Origin of the sequence: Thalassobacter stenotrophicus, from assembly GCF_001458315.1 — a bacterium.
Lineage (GTDB): Bacteria > Pseudomonadota > Alphaproteobacteria > Rhodobacterales > Rhodobacteraceae > Thalassobacter > Thalassobacter stenotrophicus.
In genome coordinates this window covers 527,983-544,011 of record NZ_CYRX01000033.1, presented here as the reverse complement: position 1 = coordinate 544,011, position 16,029 = coordinate 527,983, and the positions used below count along the sequence as shown (strand labels likewise).

Genomic DNA, 16,029 nt, shown 5'->3' with positions numbered 1-16,029 from the left:
TCGGCCGCCTGCATATCAGCCCCGCCATATCATCCGGCGGGGCCTAATCGGTTTGGCTGCGCGCCTAGCTCGCCTTGGCAAGGTTACGCAGCACGTAATGCAGCACGCCGCCGTTTTCGATGTATTCAATCTCAACCTCGGTATCGATCCGGCATCTCAGGGTGATTTCCTTGGTCGAGCCATCACTCATAGTAATCGTACAGGGCACCTCCTGTAGCGGTTTCACCGTGTCGAGCCCGTGGATCGAGACAGTCTCCTCCCCCGTCAGACCCAGCGTTTTGCGCGTGTCTCCGCCGGTGAATTCCAGTGGGATTACCCCCATGCCGACAAGGTTGGATCGGTGTATACGCTCAAAGCTTTCGGCGATCACTGCTTTCACGCCCAAAAGGGCCGTGCCCTTGGCCGCCCAGTCGCGGCTAGAGCCTGCGCCGTATTGCGCGCCCCCGAAAATCACGAGCGGCGTGCCCGATGATTTATAGGCCATCGCTGCATCAAAGATCGACATCTGCGTGCCATCCGGGCCCTTGGTATAGCCGCCCTCGACCCCGTCCAGCATCTCATTCTTGATACGGATGTTGGCGAAGGTGCCGCGCATCATCACCTCATGGTTCCCCCGCCGCGAGCCATAGGAATTGAACTCCCGCAAGGGCACCTGACGGTCCATCAAATAGCGGCCCGCAGGCGTCGTTTCCTTGAACGCACCCGCAGGTGAGATGTGGTCCGTCGTGATCATATCCCCCAAAACCGCCAATACCTTGGCGCCTTCGACGTTCTCAATCGTACCGGGTTCCATCCCCATGCCCTGAAAATAGGGCGGGTTCTGCACATAGGTGGAATTGGGCGGCCAGTCATAGGTTTTTTGATCCGTGGCCTCAACGCTTTGCCACTTTTCATCGCCCTTAAAGACGTCGGCATATTTGGTTTGAAAGGCCTCGCGCGTGACGGTCTGCTCAACCAATTCTGCGATCTCGGCTTGTGTGGGCCAAATATCCCTGAGGAACACATCGCGGTCCTCTTGGTCTTGACCCAACGGTTCGGTCGTAAGGTCGATATCCATCGTGCCTGCCAGTGCATAAGCCACAACTAACGGAGGAGAGGCGAGGTAGTTCGCCCGTACATCAGGGCTGATCCGCCCCTCGAAATTGCGGTTTCCCGATAAGACTGAGGTCGCCACAAGATCGCCCGCAGCAATTGCCTCCGATATCTCGGGCTGTAATGGCCCCGAGTTCCCAATGCAGGTCGTGCAGCCATAGCCAACAAGGTTAAAGCCAATCTTATCCAAATCCTCTTGCAAGCCCGCCGCCTCTAGATAAGCGCTGACCACCTGTGATCCGGGCGCGAGCGAGGTTTTGACCCAAGGCTTACGGTTCAACCCCAAGGCCGCTGCCTTTCGCGCCACAAGGCCCGCCCCGATCATGACATAGGGGTTCGACGTGTTGGTACAGGATGTGATCGAGGCGATCACGACCTTGCCCGATGACAGAGAATAATTCTCTCCCTGCACCGGGACTTCTTTGTCCATCGGGCGCTGAAACGTCTCGGCCATTTCGCGGGTGAACGCGGATTTTGCATCCGTCAGCGCGACATAATCCTGCGGACGTTTCGGCCCCGAAATCGCAGGCACGATCGTGCCCATATCAAGATGCAGCGTGTCGGTATAAATCGGCGAATAGTTCGCGTCGCGCCAGAGGCCGTTGGCTTTTGCATAAGCCTCTACCAATGCGATGCGGTCCGCATCCCGCCCCGTGGTGCGCATGTAGCGCAGCGTTTCCGCGTCGATGGGAAAGAACCCACAGGTCGCGCCGTATTCAGGGGCCATGTTGGCAATCGTGGCCCGATCGGCCAAGGGCAGCGTGTCCAAACCCGCGCCATAGAACTCAACAAACTTGCCCACGACCCCCTTGGCACGCAACATCTCAACGACCTTGAGAACAAGGTCCGTTCCCGTCGTGCCCTCCATCATCTGACCGGTCAGCTCAAAGCCCACAACCTCGGGGATCAGCATTGAAATCGGCTGCCCTAACATCGCGGCCTCTGCCTCAATACCGCCGACACCCCAGCCCAAAACGGCCATGCCGTTGACCATCGTGGTATGGCTATCGGTACCGACCAACGTGTCGGGATAGGCGATCTGCACCCCGTTTTGATCGGCATCGGACCAAACGGTCTGGGCCAAGTATTCAAGGTTAACCTGATGGCAAATCCCCGTACCGGGAGGCACCACGCGAAAGTTGTTGAACGCCGATTGGCCCCATTTCAAGAACGTATAACGCTCCATATTGCGCTCATACTCGCGGTCGACATTCATCTGAAACGCGCGCGGGTTGCCGAACTCATCGATCATCACCGAATGGTCAATCACCAGATCCACGGGGTTCAGCGGATTGATCTGCTGCGCGTCGCCGCCAAGTGCCACAATACCGTCGCGCATCGCCGCAAGGTCCACCACTGCCGGGACCCCAGTAAAATCTTGCATCAAGACACGGGCCGGGCGGTAGTTAATTTCACGGGGGTTTTGCCCGCCCTGCACGGCCCATTTCGCAAACGCCTTTATGTCATCAACCGACACCGTGCGTCCGCCATCCTCGAACCGCAGCATGTTTTCCAGCACGACCTTCAATGCCGCCGGAAGCCTTGAGAAATCCCCCAAACCGGCGGCTTGCGCTGCGGGGATCGAATAATAATCGATCTGTGCGGCCCCAATGTTCAGGGTTTTGCGGGTCTGTGCGGTATCGCTGCCAACGACAACAGTCATGGTGGGCTCCTCCTAATGTGAATGTCTTTATATCAAATTTGGGAGGTTTTGTGGCGTCCACAAGGGCGCGAGGCCCAGTCGCGTTTGCAAAAGCGATAGCCGCAGCCCAACGCGGCGATGAAACGGGGGTTTCAGTCGTGGCATGAGGGGGTTAGACCGGAGCCATGGAATGGTCCGTCACGAACCTGGCCTGCCGCCGCGGGCAATTGCGCATCCTCGAAGGGGTGACGTTTGAAGTCGCCGCAGGCGAGGCGTTGATCCTGCGCGGCCCGAACGGCGCGGGCAAAACGACATTGCTGCGCTGCCTTGCGGGGTTAACGCCACCGCTAGAGGGCCAGATCAACGCACCCGAAGACACCATCGCCTACGCCGCCCACGCCGATGGGCTCAAGGCACAGCTGAGCGTCGCGGAAAACCTCGCCTTCTGGGCCGCAGTCTTTGAAAGCGACCGTGCGCATGCTGTAGAAACAGCCATCGCAACCTTTGACCTTGAGACTTTGCGCGACCGCCGCGCCGGCGCCCTATCTGCGGGGCAAAAGCGTCGCCTATCGCTTGCGCGCATGGTCGTCACCGGGCGGCCCATCTGGGTCATGGATGAACCAACCGTCAGCCTCGATGTCGAAAACGTTGCGCGCTTTGCCCGCGCTGTTGAGGCCCATTTGGCTCGGGGTGGCTCTGCCCTGATCGCGACCCATATCGACCTTGGCCTGCCGACTGCCCGCGTGCTCGACATCAGCCCCTTTACCAAACTGTCCGGTCGCCAAACCGACGACCCGTTTGAGGAGGCCTTCGAATGATCGCCCTGTTGCGCCGTGACCTCGCGCTCGCCTTCCGTGCAGGCGGCGGCTTTGGGCTGGGGCTTGCGTTTTTCCTGATCGTGACGGTCTTGGTGCCCTTCGGGGTTGGCCCGAACTCGGTCACCTTGGGCGTGATTGCACCGGGCATTCTCTGGCTCGGCGCGTTGCTGGCGTGTCTTTTGTCACTCGACCGGGTGTTCGCTCTGGATTGGGAGGACGGCTCGCTGGACCTGTTGGCCACCGCCCCGCTACCGCTGGAGGGCGTCGCAGTATCCAAAGCGCTCGCGCATTGGATCACGACTGGCCTGCCACTTGTGGCGATCTCGCCTCTGCTTGGGCTATTTCTGAGCCTTCCAGTGGAGGCCATGTCGTGGCTGATCCTGTCGCTGTTCGTCGGCACACCCGCGCTTTCGTGGCTGGGTACGTTTGGGGCGGCCCTGACCGTCGGCCTCAAACGTGGCGGGTTGCTCATGTCGCTGTTGGTCTTACCGCTCTATATCCCTACGCTAATTTTCGGCGCTGAAGTCGTCAAACGCGGTGCCGATGGGCTGGCAACAGCGACCCCGCTTGCGTTTCTTGCGGGCATCACGTTGGGCACTGTCGCGTTGCTGCCATTCGCAACGGCTGCCGCCCTCCGCGTCAATTTGCGCTAACACCCCTCCCGCTTTGTCCCTTGTCGCTGCTGGGCCGGCCCCATAATTTCACCCCATGTCTTTGTGGGAATACGCCAATCCGCGCCGTTTTATGGCGACCTCATCGTGGCTCTTGCCGCCGCTCGTTGTGATGTCAGCTTTGCTGATCGTAACGGGGCTTGTTTGGGGTTTCTTCTTCACACCCGATGACTTCCGCCAAGGTTCAACGGTCAAGATCATCTACCTGCACGTGCCCGCCGCCCTGATGGCGATCAATGCGTGGCTGATGATGCTGGTCTGCTCCCTCATATGGATCATCCGACGCCACCATGTCAGCGCGCTTGCCGCCCGCGCCGCAGCCCCCATCGGCATGGTCATGACACTGATTGCCCTGTTTACGGGTGCGATTTGGGGCAAGCCTATGTGGGGCACCTACTGGGAATGGGACCCGCGCCTGACGTCGTTCTTGATCCTTTTTCTGTTTTATATCGGCTACATGGCCCTGTGGGAGGCGATCGAAAACCCCGACGCCGCCGCCGACTTGACCTCGGTGCTTTGCCTTGTCGGGTCCGTCTTTGCCCTTTTGTCGCGCTACGCTGTCCTGTTCTGGAACCAAGGCCTGCACCAAGGGGCGACCTTCTCAATGGACAAGGAGCAGAACATATCAAACGTGTTCTGGTACCCAGCGGTTATATCCATGGCGGGCTTTGTGTGCCTGTTTGTGACACTGGTCCTCTACCGCACGCGGATGGAAATCCGCCGCCGCCGCCTGCACGCCCTTGATGCCCGGAGCATGGCCGCATGATCATCGCACGCATTCTGCCAGACCTTGGAAAATACGCGACAGAGGTTGGCCTCGCCTATGGTGTCAGCCTAGGTCTTCTCGCGCTTTTGATTGGGCAATCCCTGTGGAAGGGCCGTAAGATCAAGCAACGGCTTCAACAGGAAGAAAAGGCGCGCAAAGGTGAGTGAGACCCCCACCCCGGACAAGCGGAAATCTGTTAATTGGGTCGCGATGATCCCTGTCGGGCTATTTGCCGCCCTGATCGGTGCCTTCTTTGGCCCAGGGCTATTTCGTGACAATCCCGACGCCCTGCCCTCAACCATCGAAGGCCGCCAAGCACCCGCAATTGAAGGCGTTGAGTTGCCCGGACTGGCTTCATTCGAGGATGCCACCCTGCGCGGCGGTGACGTAACATTGGTCAACTTCTGGGCCTCTTGGTGCGTGCCTTGCCGCGCCGAGCACCCGATGATCAAAGAATTGTCTGAGCAACTGCCCGTCTACGGGGTCAACTACAAGGACGAGGCAGTTGATGGCCTCGACTTCCTTGCGGAGCTTGGTGACCCATTTGCCGCCCACGTGGCCGATGCAACCGGTCGGATGGGGATCAATTGGGGCCTGTACGGCGTGCCCGAGACCTACGTGATTGCTGGCGACGGCACGGTTGTCCTGCGTTGGGCAGGACCAATCACACGCAGCATCATGGAAGACACAATCAAGCCCGCGATTGAGCGGGCGGAGGCGATGGCGCAGTAAAAAGCCACACTGACCCGATCACTCGCCTATCAAAAAACCCGCCAAAGCATCAGCTGAGGCGGGTTTTCCATTTTTGTGAACTGAGGGGCCAGCCCCTCAGAGATGCTTTGCGTAAATCTCAACCAGCCTAGCGACCGCAGCTTCGGGGGCCATCTCTTCGCTTTCGCCCGTCCGACGGGAGGTGAGCTCAACCACACCGTTCTTCAGGCCGCGTGGACCCACGGTGATCCGCCATGGCAGACCGATCAGATCCATGGTCGCGAACTTGCCACCGGCCCGCTCCTTTCGGTCATCGTACAGCGGATCAAGACCTGCGTTGATCAGAGCGGTTTCAAGCCCTTCACATGCGCCATCAGCCTCGGCGTCACCCTGCTTTAGGTTCACGATACCAACGTGGAAAGGCGTCACGCCCTCGGGCCAAATGATGCCCTTGTCGTCATGGCTGGCCTCGATAATTGCGCCCAAAAGGCGGCTCACACCGATCCCGTGGGAGCCCATGTGAACTGGCGTCGGCTTCCCATCGGGCCCTTGAACCGTGGCGCCCATTGCCTCGGAGTACTTGGTCCCGAAATAGAAAATCTGGCCCACTTCGATCCCACGCGCCACGCGGCGGCGTTCCTCGGGGATTTCGTTGAATTTCGCCTCATCGTGGGTTTCATCGGTGCGGGCGTATTTCTCGGTGAATTCACGCATGATGCCTGCGCATTCTTCAACACTGTCGTAGTCAATTGCACGATCACCAAATGTCAGGTCCGTGACAGCAGAATCGTAGAACACTTCGCTTTCGCCAGTGTCAGCCAGCACAAGGAATTCATGCGTGTCATCGCCACCAATCGGGCCACTGTCCGCACGCATCGGGATCGCCTGAAGGCCCATCCGCTCATAGGTGCGCAGGTAGCTCACCAGGTGGCGATTGTAGGCGTGCAGTGCCGCTTCCTTTGTCAGATCAAAGTTGTAGCCGTCCTTCATCAAGAACTCACGCCCGCGCATCACGCCGAAGCGAGGCCGAACCTCATCGCGGAATTTCCACTGGATGTGGTACAGCGTCAGCGGCAGGTCCTTGTAGCTAGACACATGGCTGCGGAAGATATCGGTGATCAACTCTTCGTTCGTGGGGCCGTACAGCATATCGCGGCCATGGCGGTCGGTGATACGCAGCATCTCTTCGCCGTAATCATCATACCGGCCACTTTCACGCCACAGATCCGCCGATTGCAGCGTCGGCATCAGCAGAGGGATATGCCCTGCACGTTCCTGCTCTTCGTGGACGATTTGCTCAATCCGTTTGAGCACCTTAAAGCCCAGCGGCAACCAAGAATAGATGCCGGCCTGCGCCTGCTTGATCATGCCCGCGCGCAGCATGTAACGGTGGCTGACAATCTGCGCCTCGGACGGCGTTTCTTTGAGAACGGGCAGGAAATAACGGCTCAGGCGCATGGAAAGTCTCCGGAAAAGTGCCCTCTTGCCTTAGCCAAGCCAACGCCCGGGGGCAAGCCGCTTAGCTGCGCGCGACGCGAACCTTGGACGTGGCCCCAAGGCTGCTTTCGAGCGAGGCAAAGCGCGCCTGTGCGACCTCTCCGAACAGGACCTCCCCTTCACCTGCGGGCAGACCCAGTGTGATTTGCCGCTTTTTGGGCGCCCATTCCAACGTCGCCATCAACGTCGGATCAAGCGCCGAGAACATCGCCCCAAAGCGCATTGCCTTCCCCAAAACCTCAGCCTGTTCGGCCTCTTCTGGGGTGAGCACATGCGCGAGGCTATCGTATTTTTCATAGGCCCGTTTGTTGCGGTAACGGTGCAAAAGAGCGAGGCCAAGAAACACACGCTCCGCATGGGATAGCCCGCCAAAGTTGGACCGTGCGGCCCGATCAAACCCCACATCCGCACGGTAGTCTGGGTGCGCGCGCCAGCCCACATCATGCAGCAGACACGCAGCCTTGATCAGCCGTTTGCGCGCGGCCGTGACCTTGGGAAACAGCGGTAGAATAAAATGATACAGCGTCCGCCCGAAACCCGGCTGGCGGGCATCTTTGGCCTCCGTAAAGCGGCAGGCCTCAATCAGTGGATCACGCTCGCGCAGGGATTGGGGCATCTGTTCATACAAAAGCCCCTCACGAATGCCGTAGCTCGACACCGCTACTTGACTCGGCTTGAAATGATGCAAAAGCCGCAAGATGACTTCGCCAGCGATGGGCACCAATGCCATACGTGCCGCCGAAGTTCCTGTGCGTTGGCGCAGGCCCTCTAGGTCTTGCAGGCCGATGTATTGCACCGTCGCGCGAACATCTTGGGGCCGCATCGTATATTCGTGCAGCACATGCAGCGGATAGGCACGGCGTTCCATGTCGATCCGCGCAAGTGCGCGCCATGATCCGCCCACGAGGAACAGCGTTTTGTATGCGCCCGACATCTCTTCGCGCATCGCGCCGAGCGTGGCGTCAATCTCAGCCAAGCGCGCCTTGCGCCCACCGGGCAGCCCCGCAAGCTTGAGCGGCCCTAGCCGGGCTGAAACGCAAGCACCAACATGGCCATGCGTTACCTCGGCCAGTTCAATGGACGAGCCGCCGATGTCACACATCAAACCGTCCGCCTGAGGCCAGCCCAACAAGACACCTTGCGCCGAAAACCGCGCCTCTTGCTCGCCGCTGATGCATTGAATGCGCAGCCCGGTCACGGCCTCAACCTCGGCGACAAAGGCGTCGCCATCCACGGCCTCGCGCACGGCGGCGGTGGCCACGGCCACCAGTGGTGACACCTGCATGGACCGCGCGATAATCGCAAAGCGGTGGATCGCGTCCAATGCGCGTGTACGTCCTTCGGGGTTTAGAACGCCCGTTTCAGACAGCCCTGCCCCAAGCCCACAAAGAATTTTTTCATTGTAAAAATAAGCTGGCGACCGCGCTGCGCCGTCAAAAACCACCATCCGTACAGAGTTGGAACCAACGTCAATCACCCCGACCCGCGACAGTGCACGCGCTTTGGGGTCGTCGAACAACGGGGCTCCAAACAGATCCCACGGCTCCGCACTGCGTTCCGCTCCGTCCATGTGGATCTCCTTGGTCGCTCAGACACATCCCGGTGTCTGGGTGTCACCTTTGCCCGCGAAGGGCCTGCAGGTCAACGCGCAGTGTCATCATCGGCTGAGTGCGCCAATTCCGGCACATCCTTCGCCCCCGCAGAGCCGCGTCCCGAAAGCGACGGATTTTCCATGAAAAACCGATGGCAATTGAACGGATTATCGAGCTTTGAGGTATCTGCACGCTCGAACTCGCCCTCCGGGCCCAGCACCCAGCTTTGCGCAACGTCAGCCAGATTGGCGGCCATAATTTGGCTCACAATCTGCGCCTTGACGGTCGCATTGCGGATCTCAACGAGGGTTTCGACACGGCGATTCAAATTGCGCCCCATCCAATCAGCTGAGCTGATATACACCCGCGCCTTTTTCGACGGCAGGCCCTGACCGTTGCCGAAGCACACAATGCGAGAGTGTTCCAAAAACCGCCCCACCACCGATTTCACCCTGATATTTTCGCTAAGCCCCGTCACGCCGGGCCGCAAACCACAAATGCCCCGCACGACCAGATCGATGCGCACACCCGCACCAGAGGCCGCATAGAGGGCGTCGATGATATCGGGATCGATAAGCGAATTCATCTTGGCCCAAATCACCGCAGGCCGCCCAGCTTTGGCATGGGCGATCTCACCCTCAATCCGCTCCAGCAGGATCGATTTCATATCCAGCGGTGAGATCGAGAGGTTTTCCAAGCCAACGGGCTGCGCGTAACCCGAGATGTAATTGAACACCTTGGTGGCATCGCGCCCAAGGGCTGCGTCGCAGGTAAATAGGCTCAGGTCGGTATAAACACGCGCGGTGATCGGGTGGTAATTGCCCGTCCCAAAGTGGGTATAGGTTACCAATTGATCACCCTCACGGCGGACAACGGTGCTGATCTTGGCATGGGTTTTGTAGTTGATAAAACCGTAGACAACATGCGCGCCGGACCGTTCCAGCCGCCGCGATTGACGAATATTTGCGGCTTCATCAAAACGCGCCTTCAGCTCGACCAAAGCGGTGACATTCTTGCCCATCTCGGCGGCTTCGCACAGCGCCTCAACGATGGGGGAATTGCGTGACGTCCGATAAAGCGTCTGCTTGATCGCCACAACATTCGGGTCCCGGGCCGCCTGTTGCAGGAACCGAATGACCATATCAAAGGTCTCATACGGATGGTGCAGCAGCATGTCCTTTTGCCGGATCGCGGCAAACATATCGCCGTCATGATCCTGCACGCGTTCGGGCACCCGTGGGGTAAAATGGGGCCACAACAAATCATGACGCTCATCCAGCACCAGTTGCTTAAGGCTCGCGAGGCCGATCAACCCTTTGATGTCGATGATTTCATCAGGCTGAACGCCCAACTCGCCCACGATCACCTTGCGCAAGGCCTCTGGTGCGTTGGCCGTGATTTTCATGCGCACAACTTCGCCCCGGCGGCGACGTTTGAGGGCTGTCTCGAACTCACGCACAAGGTCTTCGGCCTCATCCTCGACCTCAAGATCACTGTCGCGCAGCACCCGAAAGGCGCAATGACCCTTTAGTTCATAGCCGGGGAACAGCGCGTCGATCTGCATCAACAACAGCTCCTCCAGCGGGAGGAACCGCGCAACGCCATCCTCATCCGCCAACCGCACAAACCGGTCGATCTGTTGCGGCACGGGCAGCAAGGCCTGCAGGCGGCGTTTGTCGCTGGGCCGTTCCAACATCACAGCGAGCGAAAAACCTTCGTTCGGGATGAACGGAAACGGGTGCGCGGGGTCAATCGCGAGCGGTGACAACACGGGAAACACTTGGGCCAGAAAATGATCATCCATCATCTGCTCATCGGCGGGCGTCAGGGCGTCCCGCTCCAGCAGGCGAATGCCATCCGTCTCCATCAACCGCCGCAGTCCGATCCACGTCGATTGCTGCGCCGACAACAAATTGCGGGCGTTTTCATTGATCAGCCGCAATTGCTCAACCGGAGAGCGGCCATCGGCGGCGGGCGTTGTGGTGCCCGCGCGCGCGAGTTCACGCAGGCCCGCGACGCGCACCGTGTAGAATTCGTCCAAGTTCGCCGCCGAGATCGACAAAAACCGCAACCTCTCCAACAAAGGGACACGGGGGTTTGCGGCTTCTTCGAGTACGCGCCAGTTGAACGAGAGCCAGCTCAGCTCACGGTTGAAGAAACGGCGTGGACCGGTGGTCCGATCCTCGTCCAAGGCACGGGGGGCGGGCAGCGGCGACTTGAGGAAATCAGACGCCGGAATGTGTGAATTATCTAACATGCACTTCCCCTAAGGGGCTTAAATGACAGCTTTATGACAAGGTAGGCACACTACGCCTCTGCGTCGTCTGTGTCCAGCAATGTGCGGGCCAGCGACCGCGTGATTGGCTTTTGCCCCGCGAGTGCAGCGGCGTCTAATTGCTGGGCGATGGCCTCAACAGCGGCAAAGCTACGCTCAATCCGCGGGATGACATAGGCGATCACCGCAGGCGATACGGTCACTTGACGATCCGAGAAGTGTTTGATCAGCAAAGCCGACAACAATTGGTCATCGGGGGCGGCCACTTCGGCCATCGTAATGGCCTGCAAACGGCTAGCAAGGTCTGGCAGTGTGATGGGCCAACTGCTCGGCGCGCCGCGCCCCGTGACCATCAGGCTGTGCCCCTCTGCCGCAATCAGGTTGTGCAAATGAAACAGGGCGCGTTCCGTTTCGGCCCCCATCGGCACATGCATATCCTCAATCGCCAGAGGCCCGCTGGCCAAATCGGGCACATCGGCCGCATTCACATCACAGGCCCGCATCACCCTTGCGCCCGAAACACGTGCCCACACCGCAGCCAAATGGCTTTTGCCCGCACTTTCTTGGCCCACTACAGCAAGCCGATTGCTCGGCCAGTTGGGCCAAATATCCACGAAAGCCAGCGCCATTGCGTTACTGGGCGCGACGAAAAAATCGTCCCGGCCCATCGCGGGGCGCATGGGCAGTGGAAGGGGAAGCTGTGTGTCGTTCATTCGGCGGCGTCTTTGTCCGGATCACGTTTCGATTCGAGGCCAAGGTATAGGCGACTGGCCTTATACTCTTGGATCAAGAAGCGCGCGAGCACCCCAATCATCGCAGCCACCGGCACGGCCACCAACATGCCCACAAAACCAAACACCGCCCCAAACGCCGAAAGCGCCAGCAGCAACCACACCGGGTGCAGCCCGACAGATCCACCGACCAGCTTGGGAGTGAGAAAGTTGCCCTCTAGCATTTGGCCGGCGGCAAAGATGGCTGCCACCACCGCGATCCAGACTGGATCATTCCAGAACTGGAACAACGCCAAGCCGAACGCCAAGGCCCCGCCGATCAGCGCACCGACGTAGGGGATGAAAGAGATTAAGCCCGCAACCGCTCCGACCACTACGCCGAATTGCAGGCCCACGATCATCAGGCCCGCGGCATAAAACGTGCCCAAAATTGCGCAGACCGTCAGCTGCCCCCGCACGAATGAGGCCAGAGTGCGGTCTACCTCAGACGCGAGGCGACGGACCGTTGGCGCGTGATCGCGTGGCAGCAGGTCATCCACTTGGGCAACCATTCGGTCCCAGTCAAGCAATAGGTAAAATGCCACAACCGGCACAACGACGATAAACACCACCGCGTTGATGACGCCGACAACTGAGGATGCGATTTGTTGTGCAAATGCACCGCCCTGCGCTTGGATTGCCTCACCGATTGAAACGACCGCGCGGCTGACCGTCCGACCAACGGTGCTATCGACATCGATCAACTGCGGGAAACGCGCCGTGAGGCCATCGCGCAATTGGATAAACAATTCCGGTGCGAACCGGATCAACGCAAGGGTCTGTTCCACCAACAGCGGGATCACCAATCCAACCGCGAGCAAAAAGATGAACAGCGCAAACAATGAGATCAGTGTCGTGGCAATGGCCCGGCTCAGGCCGCGCGCTTCCAGCCGATCTGCCAGTGGATCAAGCCCATAGGCAATCGCACCGCCCACGATGAACGGCAGCATGATATCGCCCAAAAACCACAGCGCGAGCAGAAAGACAAAGCTCACGAGCCCCCAATAGGTCACCTGTTGTTTTGCGGGTAAGGCCACGCAGTTCTCCTGTGTTAACCCTTCAAATGGCAAAACGGGGCGATCAATACAACCGCCCCGCCTCTAATGGCTCAAAATACTGGCACGCCGTGGCGCGCCCAGCGCTTAGGTCCGTGCTTCACGGATCAGGCGCAGGATGTCTTGGGCCGCCTCCGGAATGTTGGTACCGGGACCGAAAATCGCCTTAACGCCTGCGTCATACAGGAATTGGTAATCCTGTTGTGGGATCACCCCCCCACAGATCACTATGATGTCCTTGGCGTCTGCGGCCTCCAACGCGGCAACCAGCTTGGGCGCGAGCGTCTTGTGCCCCGCTGCCTGTGAACTGATGCCAATGACGTGCACGTCGTTATCAACCGCGTCTTGCGCAGCCTCATCCGGCGTTTGGAACAGGGGACCAACGTCGACATCAAACCCGATATCCGCAAAGGCCGTGGCGATGACTTTGGCACCGCGATCATGACCATCCTGACCCATTTTGACGACCAGCATCCGAGGCCTGCGCCCTTCGTCCGTTGCAAAGTCTTCGACCGACTTTTGGATCGCGGCAAAGCCTGCGTCGCCCTCATAGGCGGCACCATAAACCCCTGCGAGGGTTTTGACCTCGGCGCGGTGACGGCCAAACACGGCCTCCATCGCGAGACTGATTTCACCAACACTTGCGCGGGCACGGGCGGCATCGACCGCAGCCTCTAGCAGGTTGCCACCCTCGGCGGCGCGACGCTCAACCTCGGCAAGGGCGGCGGCACAAACCGCATCGTCCCGCTCGGACCGGATACGCTCTAGGCGCGCAATCTGGCTATCGCGCACGGCGGCGTTGTCGATATCCATGATGTCGATCGGATCTTCTTTGTCCAAACGGTACTTGTTGACGCCAACGATGACTTCTTCGCCCCGGTCGATCATAGCCTGACGTCGCGCGGCACTTTCCTCGATCCGCAACTTGGGCATGCCAGAGTTCACGGCGGCCGTCATCCCGCCCAGTTCTTCGACCTCTTGGATCAGTTTCCACGCCTCATCCGCCAACTCAGCCGTCAGGCTTTCGACGTAGTATGACCCCGCCAGCGGATCGACCACATTGGTCACGCCGGTTTCTTCCTGCAAGATCAACTGAGTGTTGCGCGCAATCCGTGCAGCAAACTCAGTCGGGAGGGCAATCGCCTCATCGAGCGCATTGGTGTGCAGCGATTGCGTACCGCCAAGGGCTGCGGCCATCGCCTCATAGGCGGTGCGGACCACGTTGTTGTAGGGGTCCTGCTCTTGCAGCGACACGCCGCTGGTCTGGCAGTGAGTGCGCAGCATGGATGACTTGGGGTTCTTAGGCTCGAACTCCTCCATGATGCGGTGCCACAACAGGCGGGCGGCGCGCAGCTTGGCGGCCTCCATGAAGAAATTCATCCCAATCGCGAAGAAAAAGCTGAGCCGGCCCGCGAATTTATCCACGTCCATGCCACGGGCAATCGCCGCACGCACGTATTCGCGCCCATCGGCCAGCGTAAACGCCAGCTCCTGCACAAGGTTCGCGCCTGCTTCCTGCATGTGGTAGCCAGAAATTGAGATCGAGTTAAATTTCGGCATCTCATTCGACGTATATTCAATGATATCCGCAATGATCCGCATCGAAGGCTCGGGTGGATAAACATACGTATTGCGGACCATGAATTCCTTGAGGATGTCATTCTGGATCGTGCCCGACAGAACGGAGCGATCATGACCCTGCTCTTCGCCGGTGACGATAAAGTTCGCCAAAATCGGGATCACCGCGCCGTTCATCGTCATGGAGACCGAGATTTTATCAAGCGGGATGCCGTCGAACAGGATTTTCATATCCTCGACGCTATCAATCGCCACACCCGCTTTTCCGACGTCACCCTCCACCCGGGGGTGATCACTGTCGTAGCCGCGGTGCGTTGCCAAATCAAAGGCCACCGACACGCCCTGTTGGCCCGCAGCCAAAGCCTTGCGGTAGAACGCGTTGCTTTCCTCGGCTGTCGAAAAACCTGCGTATTGGCGAATGGTCCACGGGCGGCCTGCGTACATCGTCGCCTTAACGCCGCGCGTAAACGGCCCCTCACCGGGGATACCACCCAGATGATCCAACCCCTCAAGGTCGGCCTCAGTATACAGCGGCTTGACATCGATCCCCTCCAACGTTTTCCACGTCAGGTCCTCAAGGGGTTTGCCCCGCAATTCTTTGGTCGCAAGCTCAGTCCAAAGCTTTGTGCGGTCCGGCGTGTTCTGATCCGTCATGGGATGTCCTTCTCTGTCTAAGCCTGCGCCCCGGAACATGCGTCCGGGTGTGCGGCTGTAGGGGTCACTGAACGCGACGCCTTGGTGTCAATAAAACTAGCAAAACCATCCGTGCCAACGCGCAGCCGGGTGAGGTCGGTGCCATATATCCTGCCCATCGTTTGCCCCTGATCTGGGCTGATGGATGCAAATGGTTCGGCAGCAGGGTCAGTCAAATCGGCGGTCTGACTGCCTTGGTGCGGCAGTTCCCTCAGCCCGTTAAGGGCCGATTTTTCAACAAATTGCGCAAAGTCCTTCGCCCCGCGCCGCGCACCCCCTATATGTGAGGGAACTGGAGGAACCATGACACGACTGACGCATTTTGCCTTAGGCCTTGGCCTGCTTGGAGTATTCGCCACCACCGGCATAGCCTCTGACGTCTCAGACCAAGACGTTCTGGCCGTGTGGGAGGCTGACAAAACCCACATCTTTGCCGCCGATGACGTGGATTTGAACGACTTTGCATGGGTCGCACGGCCCATCGTGGTCTTTGCCAACTCGGAGCGGGATCCAGCGTTCACCCAGCAAATGGACCTGCTGTCGCAGCGCCCCCAAGACCTTGCGGACCGCGACGTGGTCATCATCGTCGACACCGACCCAAGCGGTGAAAGCGCCCTGCGCACCAAGCTGCGTCCCCGGGGGTTCATGATGGTTCTGATTGGTAAGGACGGGCAGGTGAAACTGCGCAAACCTTTGCCGTGGGACGTGCGCGAACTGACACGCTCCATCGACAAAATGCCCCTACGCAGACAGGAAATGCGCGCAGGTAGCTGATCAACTGGCACCCCATCCGCACCAGCCACGCCCCCGCGCGGCGCCAAAGCGCCCGCAGGGTGTAGGTGATGCTGGATGCCGGGGTGCCGTGTCAT

13 protein-coding genes are annotated in these 16,029 nt (G+C 59.4%); 6 read left to right on the top strand and 7 right to left on the bottom strand.

What is annotated here, in order from left to right; genetic code table 11:
• Positions 1-64 precede the first annotated feature (64 nt).
• Positions 65-2,755 carry an aconitate hydratase AcnA gene (gene acnA, locus THS5294_RS17135; protein ID WP_058124671.1) on the bottom strand — a complete coding sequence of 897 codons (2,691 nt, stop codon included), beginning with the start codon at positions 2,753-2,755 and terminating at the stop codon, positions 65-67.
• Between the two features lie 164 nt (positions 2,756-2,919).
• On the opposite strand from acnA, the gene ccmA reads away from it, so the two are divergent.
• The 5 genes from ccmA to THS5294_RS17110 are packed head-to-tail and all read left to right on the top strand — an operon-like array spanning position 2,920 to position 5,721.
• Entirely contained in the window at positions 2,920-3,552 is a 633-nt protein-coding gene (ccmA, locus tag THS5294_RS17130) for a heme ABC exporter ATP-binding protein CcmA (protein ID WP_058124670.1), read from the top strand.
• Positions 3,549-4,205 carry a heme exporter protein CcmB gene (gene ccmB / locus THS5294_RS17125; RefSeq protein ID WP_058124669.1) on the top strand — a complete coding sequence of 219 codons (657 nt, stop codon included), beginning with the start codon at positions 3,549-3,551 and terminating at the stop codon, positions 4,203-4,205. The genes ccmA and ccmB overlap by 4 nt, the downstream gene beginning before the upstream one ends.
• A gap of 55 nt (positions 4,206-4,260) precedes the next feature.
• Positions 4,261-4,989, top strand: a complete 729-nt coding sequence (locus THS5294_RS17120) for a heme ABC transporter permease (protein ID WP_038004814.1) — start codon at positions 4,261-4,263, stop codon at positions 4,987-4,989.
• Positions 4,986-5,156: a heme exporter protein CcmD gene (gene ccmD / locus THS5294_RS17115; protein ID WP_233486508.1), complete on the top strand. Its 171-nt coding sequence runs from the start codon at positions 4,986-4,988 to the stop codon at positions 5,154-5,156. Before THS5294_RS17120 ends, ccmD begins: the two co-directional genes overlap by 4 nt.
• Positions 5,149-5,721: a DsbE family thiol:disulfide interchange protein gene (locus THS5294_RS17110; RefSeq protein ID WP_306434254.1), complete on the top strand. Its 573-nt coding sequence runs from the start codon at positions 5,149-5,151 to the stop codon at positions 5,719-5,721. The genes ccmD and THS5294_RS17110 overlap by 8 nt, the downstream gene beginning before the upstream one ends.
• A 96-nt stretch (positions 5,722-5,817) precedes the next feature.
• Here the strand turns inward: THS5294_RS17110 and proS are convergent, their stop codons facing one another.
• The 6 genes from proS to scpA form a co-directional block, all read right to left on the bottom strand.
• Positions 5,818-7,158, bottom strand: coding sequence for a proline--tRNA ligase (gene proS / locus THS5294_RS17105; RefSeq protein ID WP_058124668.1), 1,341 nt, complete (start codon positions 7,156-7,158; stop codon positions 5,818-5,820).
• 61 nt (positions 7,159-7,219) lie between these two features.
• Complete coding sequence (locus THS5294_RS17100) at positions 7,220-8,767, bottom strand: Ppx/GppA family phosphatase (protein ID WP_058124667.1); 1,548 nt, start codon at positions 8,765-8,767, stop codon at positions 7,220-7,222.
• A 71-nt stretch (positions 8,768-8,838) separates the two neighbouring features.
• The gene (locus THS5294_RS17095; protein WP_058124666.1) at positions 8,839-11,046 is read right to left on the bottom strand and encodes an RNA degradosome polyphosphate kinase; all 2,208 of its coding nucleotides are present in this window, start codon (positions 11,044-11,046) and stop codon (positions 8,839-8,841) included.
• Positions 11,047-11,096: 50 nt separating this feature from the next.
• Positions 11,097-11,777 carry a P-loop NTPase family protein gene (locus tag THS5294_RS17090; protein WP_038004810.1) on the bottom strand — a complete coding sequence of 227 codons (681 nt, stop codon included), beginning with the start codon at positions 11,775-11,777 and terminating at the stop codon, positions 11,097-11,099.
• On the bottom strand, positions 11,774-12,871 hold the full coding sequence (locus THS5294_RS17085; RefSeq protein ID WP_058124665.1) for an AI-2E family transporter: 1,098 nt from the start codon (positions 12,869-12,871) through the stop codon (positions 11,774-11,776). Before THS5294_RS17085 ends, THS5294_RS17090 begins: the two co-directional genes overlap by 4 nt.
• A 105-nt stretch (positions 12,872-12,976) precedes the next feature.
• Positions 12,977-15,121 carry a methylmalonyl-CoA mutase gene (gene scpA / locus THS5294_RS17080; protein WP_058124664.1) on the bottom strand — a complete coding sequence of 715 codons (2,145 nt, stop codon included), beginning with the start codon at positions 15,119-15,121 and terminating at the stop codon, positions 12,977-12,979.
• A 342-nt stretch (positions 15,122-15,463) separates the two neighbouring features.
• On the opposite strand from scpA, the gene THS5294_RS17070 reads away from it, so the two are divergent.
• Positions 15,464-15,934 (top strand): DUF4174 domain-containing protein, encoded by a 471-nt coding sequence (locus tag THS5294_RS17070; protein ID WP_058124662.1) that lies wholly within the window; start codon positions 15,464-15,466, stop codon positions 15,932-15,934.
• Positions 15,935-16,029: the final 95 nt, after the last annotated feature.